The 9,237-nt window shown below is 67.8% G+C and carries 8 protein-coding genes; 4 read left to right on the top strand and 4 right to left on the bottom strand.

Translation table 11 applies throughout. The annotated features are described in order from the left end of the window. Positions 1 to 9 precede the first annotated feature (9 nt). Positions 10 to 495 (top strand): hypothetical protein, encoded by a 486-nt coding sequence (locus G4D83_RS20955; RefSeq protein ID WP_163866553.1) that lies wholly within the window; start codon positions 10 to 12, stop codon positions 493 to 495. Positions 496 to 554: 59 nt separating this feature from the next. On the opposite strand, the gene G4D83_RS20960 is transcribed toward G4D83_RS20955, so the two are convergent. The 3 genes from G4D83_RS20960 to G4D83_RS20970 all read right to left on the bottom strand — a co-directional run bounded on the left by G4D83_RS20960 (position 555) and on the right by G4D83_RS20970 (position 5,435). Then, entirely contained in the window at positions 555 to 2,015 is a 1,461-nt protein-coding gene (locus G4D83_RS20960; protein WP_163866554.1) for an FG-GAP repeat domain-containing protein, read from the bottom strand. Between the two features lie 445 nt (positions 2,016 to 2,460). Then, on the bottom strand, positions 2,461 to 3,579 hold the full coding sequence (locus tag G4D83_RS20965) for a hypothetical protein (RefSeq protein ID WP_163866555.1): 1,119 nt from the start codon (positions 3,577 to 3,579) through the stop codon (positions 2,461 to 2,463). After that, positions 3,579 to 5,435: an HSP90 family protein gene (locus tag G4D83_RS20970; RefSeq protein WP_163866556.1), complete on the bottom strand. Its 1,857-nt coding sequence runs from the start codon at positions 5,433 to 5,435 to the stop codon at positions 3,579 to 3,581. Before G4D83_RS20970 ends, G4D83_RS20965 begins: the two co-directional genes overlap by 1 nt. A 239-nt stretch (positions 5,436 to 5,674) precedes the next feature. On the opposite strand from G4D83_RS20970, the gene G4D83_RS20975 reads away from it, so the two are divergent. The 3 genes from G4D83_RS20975 (at position 5,675) to G4D83_RS20985 (ending at position 8,731) form a co-directional block, all read left to right on the top strand. Beyond that, positions 5,675 to 6,505: a metal-dependent hydrolase gene (locus G4D83_RS20975; RefSeq protein WP_163866557.1), complete on the top strand. Its 831-nt coding sequence runs from the start codon at positions 5,675 to 5,677 to the stop codon at positions 6,503 to 6,505. Between the two features lie 255 nt (positions 6,506 to 6,760). Continuing rightward, on the top strand, positions 6,761 to 8,056 hold the full coding sequence (locus tag G4D83_RS20980) for a TerB family tellurite resistance protein (RefSeq protein ID WP_240356457.1): 1,296 nt from the start codon (positions 6,761 to 6,763) through the stop codon (positions 8,054 to 8,056). Between the two features lie 99 nt (positions 8,057 to 8,155). After that, the gene (locus G4D83_RS20985; RefSeq protein ID WP_163866559.1) at positions 8,156 to 8,731 is read left to right on the top strand and encodes an imm11 family protein; all 576 of its coding nucleotides are present in this window, start codon (positions 8,156 to 8,158) and stop codon (positions 8,729 to 8,731) included. A gap of 410 nt (positions 8,732 to 9,141) precedes the next feature. Here G4D83_RS20985 and G4D83_RS20990 read toward each other — a convergent pair whose 3' ends face one another. Next, entirely contained in the window at positions 9,142 to 9,237 is a 96-nt protein-coding gene (locus G4D83_RS20990) for an IS3 family transposase (protein ID WP_372241176.1), read from the bottom strand.

Below are 9,237 nucleotides of genomic sequence, written 5' to 3' on the forward strand. Positions count from 1 at the left end.
TCGGACGCGATGAGTGACCGCGCTGATATCATCGTCGTGAGGGATGGAAAGGCCCGCGTCTTCCACCACAAGTGGGGGGCCTCGGTGCTGCGCCGGATGTTCGCGAACGGGCCCGAGGCCTCGCTCATCGAGGCTGAAGGCGGGTCGTATTCGAGGGCCGTCGACGACATCCTGGCGGGAGCCATCCTCGACATGGACCGTCGCACGCTCACCCTCATCGGGAGCACGGAGGTGATTTGCAGCGGGGGCTTCCTGGGCCCGGACCGCGAGAGCTGGGCGGCGGACGAGGTGTTGCCCTCCCTCGCGGACAACTGGCCGGGATGGACGCTCTGCTTCGAGCCGGCCGACCGTATCATCGAGCCCCTGGTCGCCCTCGTGCGCCACCTGGGCGTGGCCGTGGCCGCGTCGAAGGACCCCTACGTGGAACCCGGGCACTTCGAGGACCCGCGCTGGCGTCAGCTGACCTACCGGCTCGAGGTTCCGCCGAAGTCCTGAGTCACTCGTGAGGTGGAGCCGGGGCCTGGAAGCGGCCCTCGGCTCCGGGTGCTCCTGGCTCAGTAGTTGGCGAAGACGTTCGACATCAAATACATGCGCATGTCCGTGGTGGAGCAGAACGTGCGGCGCGCGACGAGGTACTTGGGCTGCCCGGCGACGGCCTTCACCAGCGAGTAGCTGGCGTTGCTCCCGCCGTTGTTCGCGAGCGGCCAGTCCCCGATGAAGGGCACCGCGGGGCTGAAGTTGTGGTTCGACCAGCGCCAGGCGAAGTTGGAGCCGGCCCAGTCCTCGGTGGTGGCATAGTTGGCGGAAGGGCCGTTCTGGATGAAGAACCACTCGTCCTTGTTGTCCACGTAGTCGATGTTGCCCACCAGCAGCGCGTCACCTGCGCCCTGGGGGTAGCCCATCCCTCCGATGTGGTTGGCGCCGTAGGTGCTCCAGCCCCACGCGAAGTCGTTGTTCGTGTAGTGGAAGTTCGTCGCCCAGCCGCTGAGCCCCAGCAACTCCTCCTTGCCGTCACCGTTGGTGTCGCCGCCGTTGCGCAGGTTGCCGCGGTAGCCGTACATGCCGTGCGCCGTGTTGCCCTGGGTGCTCCAGAGCCAGTCCCAGCCCGTGCCCGCCGTGTTGAAGCGGAACATGGTGATCCACCCGCTCGCGCTCACGCCGACAAGTTCGTCCTTGGTGGGGGGCGTGCTCGCCGAGTCGAAGTTGCCGGAGACGAGGTACCCACCGTTGGCGTGCGCGAAGACCTGGTCGGACGTGTTGCCGTAGGTGCTCCAGCCCCAGTTCCAGTTGCCGTTGTCGAAGTGGAACATCGTCACCCAGCCGGAGACACCCAGCGCCTCATCCTTGCCGTCCCCGTCGAAGTCGCCGATGACCAGGTTGTTGCGGTAGTCGTAGATGCCGCCGCCGGCGCTGGTCGAGCCGTAGTTGCTCCAGCCCCACGCCCAATCATTGTTGCGGTAGTGGAACAGGGTCATCCAGCCGCTGGCGGACACGCCGAGGATGTCCTCGGCGCCATCACCGTCGAAGTCGCCGATGTAGTGCCGGGCATAACCCGCGGGCCCCGCCTGGTTCGCCGCCGTCCAGACCTTCTGCCAGCCAGCGCTCTGACCGTTGACGGAGGCCGTGGTGGTGCTCACGTCCACCAACTGGCCCAGGATGTTGTAGATGCGGAACGTCACCGTGACGGTCTGCCCCGGCGTGAGACCCGAGGGAATGATGCCGCTGAAGGTGACCTGCCGCGAGCCGCTGATGGGCTGGTAGGCGCCAATGGCGAGTCCATCCCAGGAGCCCTGGAGATTCTGGATGGCGAAGGGGCCGGACTGCGACACCGTCATCATGTAGTTGCCGGTGGCGAGCGTGTTCGAGGAGGTCCCGCTGTAGTTCACGAAGCTCTGGCCGGAGTTCGCCAGGGTTCCCGTACAGAACGACACCACCGCGGCCAGCGAGACATTCGGAAGCGCGAGAACGAGCGCGAGCAAGGACAACCGGAGCAGCGGAGGGGCAAGCCGTTTCATGGGAGCCTCGAGGGGAGGCCCGCGCGAGGGTGCACGGGTGGTCGTCTGTCCAAGCACTCCGTGTGCCATGTCAGACATGCCTGGAGTGTCGGTCCTCAGCCCGCGTACTGTTGTCACCTTCGCGGATACACAACCTGGTTGCTTGTAGCGAAGCCCGTTACAAGGAGTCCGAGGGCTGTCGCCGTGTCATGCGATTGTGACATGACGCCACCGCTCCACGACCAACGCCCCGCCGGTGTATGCCTTGGCGGGGCGTCGTGTCTGCTCATGCGTGAGGCGTCAACGGTTGACGCCAGGTAGGTGCGAGTCCATGGGATGGAAGTGCGAGGCCCGCAATGACTGACGGCTGGTTCATGGCCGCAGTGCGGCAAAAGCCGAGTCGTGGTCAATGCAGGCCTGGTCGGCGCAAGGGGCCACGTGGGCGGCCCGCGTCACGCCTTCCGCGTCAATCGAGCGGGAACTCGCGCACTTCCTCCGCGAGCCGTTGGATGCGCGCGAGTCGCCGTGCGTAGCGGTCCGTGCCGTTGCGCGTGTCGAAGCGGGTGGCGATGTCCCTGGCCTGCTTGAGCATCCACGCGTGCAGGGCCTTCACTTCATAGCCGCCGTCGGCGCGGTGCTCGGGGAAGGCCTTGGTCAGCCGCAGGCTCACCACGTCCCGGTCTCCCGCGGCCTTGACGCGCTCCAGCAGGAACGTGGCTGCCACGAGGAAGACGAAGCGGTCGTTGAAGCTCCCGTGGTCCAGCGTCCACTCCAGGTGCTTCTCCAGCAGGGCCAGTCCGCGCGCCAGGTTGCCCGTCAGCGCGAGGAACTCGATGTGGTCACCCATGGTGGCCAGGAAGTCGCGGTTCTTCGACGTCAGGCCGTAGCCCCGGCGGTGCATCTCCGCCGCCCGCTCCAGCTCGCCCAGCTTGAACAGCGGATACAGCAGCGTGCCCAGCGTCAGGTGCGGAATCTCCGCGCACCGCACCCGCCCCTCCAGGATGGGCTTCGCCTTGCGCAGCGCCTGCTCCCACTCGCCCTGCTCGACGTGGTGGTCCAGCTCGTCATCCAGCTCGCACGCGCGGCAGTCCGTCAGGTGGTCCCGGGGCGCCGCGAGCCAGGCGGCCCACAGCCGGTCCACCTCCGCCGCGTCGTCGCCCATGTCCCGCGCCGTCTGGTAGCGCAGCTTCAGCGCCGAGCGCTTGCCGGCATCCACCTTGGTGAAGCACTGCTCGATGTCGTCGAGCGCGTCGGTGATTTGCTTGCGGGAGATGTGGGGGAACTCCTTGATGCGCCCCACCACCCACTTCTGCTTCCAGAGCAGGCCCTCCGGCTCGAAGCGCTCCGGGTCCTTCTTCTGCTGGCCCCGGCACCACGCGAAGGCCACCAGGGCCTTGTCCGGGTAGCCCCCGAAGGTCGCCGCGTCGATGAGGTCGTCGCGGAGCTGATAGCCCAGGTCCACGTCTCCGTGGGAGTCGGCCATCCGCACCGCCTCTTCCAGGAGCTTCACCTTGCTCTCGCTGGACTTCTGCTTGCCCGCGCGGTCCCACAGCGCCTGGGCCTCCTCGCGCCAGTCCCCGGCCATCAGTGCAGCCCTCCGGAGCCCACGCCCCCGTCATTCTCTCCGCCGCCCGAGCCTCCCGTGCCGAGCTGCGCGGAGATGAGCCCCAGGAGCCCCTGGTTGAGCAGCGTCATCTCCTGCGCGTTCAGCGGGTGCTGACCCAGGAGCAACGCCTGCACGTAGAGCATCTCCACCGACAGCTTCATCAGGGTCCGGTCCGTCACCGCCGCCAGCCGCCGCACCACCGGGTTGTGCAGGTTGAAGCACAACTGCGCCGGCTCGCCGCCCGCCGCCGCCATGACGCCCTCCAGCACGCTGGCGTAGAGGTCGTCGGATTCGTCCCGCGCGCGCTCGGCGTCACGTCGGAAGGAGCCCTCCTCGTCCGCGCTGTAGAGCGTGGGCACCTCCGCCGGGAAGAACTTCTTCACCACCACGCCGCAGTGGAACGGGGCCAGCACCTGCTCGGCCATGCGCGACAGCGGGAAGACCGCGTCGCGCTCGTCCATCGACAGCTCCTCGAAGCTCTGCGGCAGGTCCGCCGCGGAGAAGGGCTCCACCTGCGCGCCCTCCACCACGTGCGGCAGCTTCTCCAGGAGCGCCGCGTCGTGCGTGTACGCCGCGTTGATGATGCACAGCCCCTGCGCCCCCGCCACCCGCGCCACCTGACGGAACCCGTCCAGCGTCGCCGCGAAGCGCACCACCGGGTATGCGCGCCGGTACTCCGCCAGCGTCGTCACGCCCAGCGACGTCTCGAATGGCAGCCAGCCGATGACGAGCCGGTAGAAGTCGTCGTCGTCCAGCGCCAGCGCCTTGATGCTCAAGCCGTGCAGGCCGATGAGCCGCTGCAGCGCGCGAGGGTCCTCGTGCGCCAGGTCCACCAGGTACTTGCGCAGCCCGTGGCCCAGCGCCTCGCGGGCCTGGGCGAGCGCGCCGTCCTCGTAGAAGGACTCGCGGCTGGCGGTGGGGCGCAGCGCGTTGGCGTTCACCACGCACTTCACGAAGAACGCCCACTCCGGCAGCAGGTTCTCCGCGCTCTCCGACAGGAGCATGTGCTTCAGGTACACGCGGTGCTTCTGCTTGGAGTTGAAGTGCGGCGACGCCGGCAGCACGAAGGCCACGCCGTCCACGTCTCCCGCCTGCGAGCGCAGCGGGATGCAGTCGATGAAGTCCGTCTCGAAGACCTCGCGCCCGTACTCCAGCATCGCCTTGCGCCGCTCGCCCGCGCTCTCGTAGTCGCGGCGCCAGGGCGCGCCATCCAAATCCAGCCGCTCCTGCTCCGCGCCGATGGTGAGCTGGATGGGGAAGGGCAGCAGGCCGCCATAGTGACGACCGAGCTGCCGCAGCCGCTCCGGGGCGAACCACTCCACCATGTCCGCGCGGGCCACGAGGAACACCTGGGTGCCCGGCCGCTCCAGCGGGTGCTCGGAGACCTGCACGGCGTACGTGCCGTCGTGCCGGCCGCGCCACTCCAGCGTGCGTCCGTCTCCGCGCGCCGAGCGCGTCACCAGGAGCAGCTCGTCGCACACCATGAAGCACGACAGGAGGCCGATGCCGAACTGGCCGATGAAGTCCTTGCGCCGGTCTTCCAGGGCCTCGCGCTTGGAGGACTCGCCGATGGTGGCCAGGAAGCGGTGGATTTCTTCTTCCGTCAGTCCGACGCCGTCGTCGCTGAAGACGAGGGTGGGAGGCCCGCCGTCCTGTTTCTCCACCAGCTCCAGGCGGACGGTGCCTTTGTGTTCCGGTTCCAGGTGCTGCCGGGCGCGGATGGCGTCGGTGGCGTTCTGGAGCAGCTCTCGGAGGTAGACGCCCGGGGAGCTGTAGAGGTGGTGGGACAGGAGGTCGATGACCCCGCGGAGGCTGACTTGGAATCGGTGGTCCACGGCTGTTCCGACGTTAGCCCACGGGACGGCCCGGGCGGAGAAGGAACCTCCTGGGGGATTTTTTTCGAGATTGCGGTGACTCGGCGGCCGGGGCATCTGTCGTCCCGGGGGCAGGCGGTATGCACAGGCCCTTGAATGGCCGCCCGGACAGTGCCAAGCGGCGGCTCGGCTGGGGCGTGCCGTGAGGGCACCCCGGCGTCACGTCGTGATTCTTTGAACCCGAGAGAGGACAACCAACCATGCGGAACGAGCTCGTGGCAGTCGCTGTGGGTGCGCTGTTGACGTTCGCGGGAGAGGCGAAGGCGCAGGACGCCGCCGCGCCGAAGAAGGCGGAGGCAACGAAGGCTCCGGCCGCGGCGAAGGGCAAGACGGAGGTGACGTGGTGGGGCCACGCGGCCTTCATCGTCCGCACCCCGGGCGGCGCGGTGATTGCCATCGACCCGTGGCTCACCAACCCCAAGGCGCCCAAGGACGCGGCGCAGCCGGAGGCGCTGGACGCCATCCTCGTCACCCATGGCCACTTCGACCACGTGGGCGAGACGAAGGCGCTGGCGCAGAAGACAGGCGCGAAGGTGTTCGGCTCCTTCGAGCTGGTCAACCTGCTGGGTCTGCCGGAGGCGCAGGCGGTGGGCGCCAACGCGGGCGGGACGTTCCAGGTGAAGGACGCCACCATCCACCTGGTGGAGGCGGTGCACTCCAGCAGCTACCAGGCGGACCCCAAGGGCCCGTCGCAGTACGCGGGTGCGCCGCTCGGGTACGTGATTCAAATCGAGAAGGGTCCCACCCTGTACCACGCGGGTGACACCGGCACCTTCGGGGGCATGGAACTCATCGCCACCCAGTTCAAGCCCACCGTGGCGATGCTGCCCATCGGCGGGCACTTCACCATGGGCCCCGCGGAGGCGGCGCAGGCGGCGCGGCTGTTGAAGGCGCAGACGATTGTCCCCATGCACTACGGCACCTTCCCGCTGCTCCAGGGCACTCCGGACGCGCTGAAGGGTGAGCTGAAGAAGCTGCGCGGCGGGGCGAAGGTGGTGGACCTGGAGCCCGGGAAGTCCACGGCGCTGTAGGTCGGGCCTATCGTCCGGGGCGGCACTGTTCCGGGCTCGTAGAAGTCCCGGTTCTGGTGCCGCTGACTCCGGCCGGTCAATCCCCCGTGGGGTGGGTGGAATCCCGGGGGCGGGTGGGTTACATCCGCGAGACCGTCATGGGGCGGGTCCGGGGGTGTTCCGGTGTTGGATTTCAGCAAGGCGGGGTGGCTCACTCCGCTCCTCAATGAAGCGGTCGCCGCTCACATGGGCACGCCCGCTTCGGAGGAGACCGCCTTGCCTCTGGGCTCGGGCCGCGCTCGGGCCCGGGCGTACCTGCGGCGCACGCTTCGCGCGAGTGGACTCCTGTACGGCACTCCGGCGGACCCTCCCGCGTCCCTGGAGGCGGGGCCGGAGACGGAGTTCCAGGCCCGGGCGTTGGAGGAGCAGCTCTTCCACGCGGTGCTGCGCACGCTGGCGACGCTGGCGTTGGAGCTGGCGCGGCAGGTGGGCGCGCCGACCGGGCCTCGGGGCGAGCAGCTCCTGGTCCTCTTCTCGGTGTTGTCGGGGGAGCTGGAGCTGGCGTCGACGCTGGCCGAGCAGCTCGCGGCGGGCAAGCCGGTGACGAAGCGGCAGACGGCGAAGGTGGAGGCGGCGCTGCGCAAGCGCGAGCCCACGCTGGCTGGGGACCCGGTGTATGGGTTGGTGTTGCACAACGGCGCGCAGTACGCGGATGCGCAGTTGTTCTGTCGGCAGGCGATTGACTACTTCGCCAGCGGGCGGTTGTTGAAGGAGCAGGTGCGGCGGCGCTCCGACTTCGCGGCGAAGCAGAAGGCGCTGTTGGTGGACGTGCTGACGGGGCTGGCGTGTGTGGACCGGCAGCCGAGTACGCCCGCGCGTCGGGCCATCCTCAAGCAGGTGGAGGACTTGAAGCTGTCGGCGGCGATGGCGTCCGAGCTGAAGGCGGCGGTGAAGCAGTCCTTCGAGCGACGGCGCTCCGTGCGGGACGTGGTGCGCCAGGTGCGCAGCGTGGACATGCGGCACTTCCTGCTGGAGCAGACGCTGCTGGCGGCGCTGGTGGATGGGCGGCGCACGCGACGGGAGCGGGCCTTCATCGACGAGCTGGCGGACGCGCTGCATGTGCCGAAGGAGGAGCTGCGGCGTCTGGAGCTGGAGATGGCGGAGTTCTACGCGCGCCATCGCTCCATCGTCGACGTGTTCACCGTGAGGGACGCGGCGAGTGCCATGGGCGACGACATGGTCGCCGGCATGCAGGAGACGCTGGAGAAGAACTTCTACCGGCTGATGCAGGAGGTCCGCGAGACGGGCGACCTGGCGGTGCTGGTGACGAAGCTGGCGCGGCGGCAGAAGCTGACGGAGGACGAGCGGCACCGCATGCGCGCGCAGCTCATCGACGTGGCGAAGGCGATTCCCGCGCTCGCCATCTTCGCGGCGCCTGGGGGATTCCTGCTGTTGGCCGCGCTCGCCAAGCTGCTGCCGTTCAGCCTGCTGCCCAGCTCGTTCCAGGATGAGGCGCCCGTGCCCTTCCCGGACGACGCGGAGGACTACGGGCCGGAGCGCGAGGCGGGGTAGGGGACAGCGCCGGGGCGCGCGGTGGCAACGCCGTGCGAAGGCCCCAGCTCATGGGCCCGGTTGTGGCCGTAGCCATGGGACGCAGGCAGGCACTCAACCATGCTGAAGCCATCTCGATACTTCAGGCTCAAGCCGGAAATGCGGCGCGGGAAGTGGTCCCTGGACGAACCTCTGGACAGCCAGGGTCGCGAGCTGGAGGACTTCAGGGAATTTACATCTGGACGGCCCGCACAGGTCTCTGGGCGCCTGGTGATTCCGACTGACGAGGCTGGAATGCGATTGGACTACAGCACCGCGGGCGCTGGCATGACTCCCGTTGTCCATGTCAGGGCGGCCACGCTCTTCGCGGAGTTGTCACCCAATGACGTTCAACTGGTACCCGTGGATATCAAAGGCTGCCCGGATGAGTACCTCATTCTCGTGGCGACACGGCTTGTCCGATGCATCGACGACGAGGCCTCGGAAGAGGTGCTGTATTGGAAGCCCGAGTATGGACGGCCGGAGAAGCTCGGGCAATACCGAAGCGTCTATGGACTGCGGATTGACCGCTCGAAGGTGGGTGACGCCAAGGTGTTCCGCACCTGGGGATGGTCAGGAGTTCTCGTCGTTTCAGAGGACATCAAGGCGGCCCTGGAGCGCGCGAAGGTCTCAGGAGCGGAGTTCGAGGAAGTCTAACGGGGTTGGCGCTCGAGCCTGTCAGCCTCCAACCCCGGTCCGCTGGCGCTTGCGACAGCAGGCCTGCTACAGGTCGCTGGTGCAGATGCACATCCCGTTTAAGCAGGCCCTCTCTGCCAACGTGAGTGAGACAGTCCGCACTGGCCATGAGACCTGGAAGTCCGGCCGACCTGATGATCAGGAAATTTCGCTTCCACAAGACCGCTAACAGGATGCGCACGGCTGCTTCAACGCTACCCGCTGCCGCCTGTACGCATCCATCCACCGCTACCGCACTCTCGCAGCAAACCCATGAGCCGAAGAGCAGGATGCGGTTGTTCTGCACGTCCGGATCTGTGGGGGCGAGGGGAGGGTGACTTCCCTGGTCGTAACCGTTCACTGGGCGTGATCCGGTTCGGTGGACAGGTTGACTACGCCGCTGCTCTTTCGAACTCAGCCGGCGCAGCGTAGCCGATTGCCGAGTGCATGCGTTGCTGGTTGTAGAAGACCTCGATGTAGTCGAACAG

The organism is Myxococcus eversor, assembly GCF_010894455.1.
GTDB classification, from domain to species: Bacteria; Myxococcota; Myxococcia; order Myxococcales; family Myxococcaceae; genus Myxococcus; species Myxococcus eversor.

Bases quoted from the DNA above. Each gene is read 5' to 3' on its own strand.
- G4D83_RS20960 (WP_163866554.1), bottom strand. From the start codon at position 2,015: ATGAAACGGCTTGCCCCTCCGCTGCTCCGGTTGTCCTTGCTCGCGCTC.
- G4D83_RS20955 (WP_163866553.1), top strand. From the start codon at position 10: ATGAGTGACCGCGCTGATATCATCGTCGTGAGGGATGGAAAGGCCCGC.
- G4D83_RS20975 (WP_163866557.1), top strand. From the start codon at position 5,675: ATGCGGAACGAGCTCGTGGCAGTCGCTGTGGGTGCGCTGTTGACGTTC.
- G4D83_RS20965 (WP_163866555.1), bottom strand. From the start codon at position 3,579: ATGGCCGGGGACTGGCGCGAGGAGGCCCAGGCGCTGTGGGACCGCGCG.
- G4D83_RS20985 (WP_163866559.1), top strand. From the start codon at position 8,156: ATGCTGAAGCCATCTCGATACTTCAGGCTCAAGCCGGAAATGCGGCGC.